Below are 2285 nucleotides of genomic sequence, written 5' to 3'. Positions count from 1 at the left end.
ACGCCATCCTGCTCACCCAATATGGCGGGCTGGAGATCGCCGGCGCGCTCGACGCACTGGTGACGGCCGGGAAGCCCGACATTGCCGGCGCCCACCGCCTCGCCGAGGCCGTGGCGGGACGCGACCAGGCGATCCAGTTCGACATCTTCAATCGCCGCGCGCTCGATCTGCTTTCGGCCGCCGCCAGCGAAGCGGCGCTGTCCGGCGACCTCGCCAGGGCCAAAACGCTGTCCGAGGCTTGGCAGGAGGCGCTTAACACGATATCTGAGGCCGAGACCTACAACCTCGACAAGAAGCAGCACGCCCTGACCATGATCGACCGCCTGAATTCTGCGATGCGAATGTGACGGCTCGTTCGATGCATGCCGTTGGCCCACTTTCGGGCGGCATGCATTGGCCTCGGGATGGCAATCGACGTTCCGATGCGATATCCACCGCCACAACTCACATTCAGATATTCATGACGGTTCATTCATGTCACGCGACACATTCTACATCACGACCGCGATCTCCTATCCGAACGGCAAGCCGCATATCGGCCATGCCTATGAGCTGATCGCCACCGACGCGCTTGCCCGCTTCCAGCGGCTCGACGGCAAGGACGTGTTCTTCCTGACCGGCACCGACGAGCACGGCATCAAGATGCTGCAGACGGCGCGCAAGGAAGGCATCGCGGCGCGCGAGCTCGCCGACCGCAATTCGGCCGAGTTCAAGCGCATGGCGAGCGCGCTGAACGCTTCCAACGACGATTTCATCCGCACCACCGAGGAACGGCATTATGCGTCCTCCCAGGCGATCTGGAAGGCGATGGCCGCCAATGGCGACATCTACAAGGGTGGCTATGCCGGCTGGTATTCGGTGCGCGACGAGGCCTATTACGGCGAAGAGGAGACCGAGGTCCGCGCCGACAATGTGCGCTACGGGCCGCAGGGGACGCCTGTCGAATGGGTCGAGGAGGAAAGCTATTTCTTCCGCCTGTCGGCCTACCAGGACAAGCTCCTCGCGCTCTACGAGAGCCAGCCCGAGTTCATCGGTCCTGCCGAGCGTCGCAACGAGGTGATGAGCTTCGTGAAATCAGGGCTGAAGGACCTGTCGGTCTCGCGCACCACCTTCGACTGGGGCGTGCCGGTGCCTGGCGACGAGAAGCATGTGATGTATGTGTGGGTCGACGCCTTGACCAACTACATCACCGGCGTCGGCTTTCCCAATGAAAACGATGATAAATGGCGTTTCTGGCCAGCCGACGCGCACATCATCGGCAAGGACATCGTGCGCTTCCACGCAGTCTATTGGCCGGCTTTCCTGATGTCGGCGGGAATTGCGCTGCCGAAGCGCGTTTTCGGCCACGGCTTCCTGTTCAACCGCGGCGAGAAGATGTCGAAGTCGGTCGGCAACGTCATCGACCCGTTCACGATGGTGGACCATTACGGCGTCGACCAGGTGCGCTATTTCTTCCTGCGCGAGGTGCCGTTCGGCCAGGATGGCAACTACAGCCATGAGGCGATCGTCAACCGCACCAACGCGGATCTCGCCAACGGCCTTGGCAATCTGGCGCAGCGGTCGCTGTCGATGATCGCCAAGAATTGCGGCGGCGCGGTGCCGAAGCGCGATGAGCTGGCGGAGGCCGATACGGCGATCCTCGACCAGGCGATCGAAGCGCTGGCCGTTTCGCGCCGGGCGATGGCGGAGCAGGGCATCCATCTGGCGTTGGCCGCGATCTTCGGCGTGGTGGCGGAAGCGGACCGCTATTTCGCTTCCCAGGCGCCGTGGGCGCTGAAGAAGACCAATCCGGAGCGGATGGAAACGGTCTTGTGGACAACGGCCGAACTGGTGCGACGCGTGGCACTCCTTTGCCAGCCCTTCATTCCGGGATCGGCGGCCAAGCTGCTCGACCTGCTGGCCGTGCCTGCGGGCAAGCGTGCTTTCGAGCACGTCCATGCCGACCACGCGCTGGTGCCCGGCGCCGCTTTGCCGGCGCCTGAGGGCGTGTTCCCGCGTTATGTCGAGCAGGGCGCCTGATGCTGGTCGACAGCCACTGCCATCTCGACTTTCCGGACTTCGCCGAAGAGCGGGCGGCTATCGTCGCCCGCGCTCTCGCCGCCGGGATAGGCCGCATGGTCACGATCTCGACGCGCGTGAGGCGCTTCCAGCAGATCCTTAAAATCGCTGAAACTTTCAACGAAGTCTATTGCTCGGTCGGCACTCATCCGCACAATGCGGCGGAAGAACTCGACGTCACCGCCGACGAGCTGGTGCGGCTAGCCGAGTATCCAAAGGTGGCGGCG

At 63.4% G+C, this 2285-nt stretch carries 2 protein-coding genes and 1 pseudogene; all 3 read left to right on the top strand.

Features of this window, described 5'->3' with window-relative positions; translation table 11 throughout:
- Window positions 1–347, top strand: a pseudogene (locus EOA23_RS33945) (DNA polymerase III subunit delta'); the annotation flags it as partial.
- A 127-nt stretch (window positions 348–474) separates the two neighbouring features.
- Complete coding sequence (gene metG, locus EOA23_RS33940; RefSeq protein ID WP_127307253.1) at window positions 475–2019, top strand: methionine--tRNA ligase; 1545 nt, start codon at window positions 475–477, stop codon at window positions 2017–2019.
- Window positions 2019–2285: TatD family hydrolase (locus EOA23_RS33935; RefSeq protein WP_189341818.1), on the top strand; the 267-nt coding region annotated here is incomplete at its 3' end. The genes metG and EOA23_RS33935, both read left to right, overlap by 1 nt.

Source organism: Mesorhizobium sp. M2A.F.Ca.ET.042.01.1.1, assembly GCF_003997405.1.
Lineage (GTDB): Bacteria > Pseudomonadota > Alphaproteobacteria > Rhizobiales > Rhizobiaceae > Mesorhizobium.
Note: the sequence above shows the minus strand (reverse complement) of the source record. Positions and strands in the feature narration are given on the sequence as shown.

Coding starts and splice junctions, on each gene's coding strand:
- metG (WP_127307253.1), top strand. CDS start 475: ATGTCACGCGACACATTCTACATCACGACCGCGATCTCCTATCCGAAC.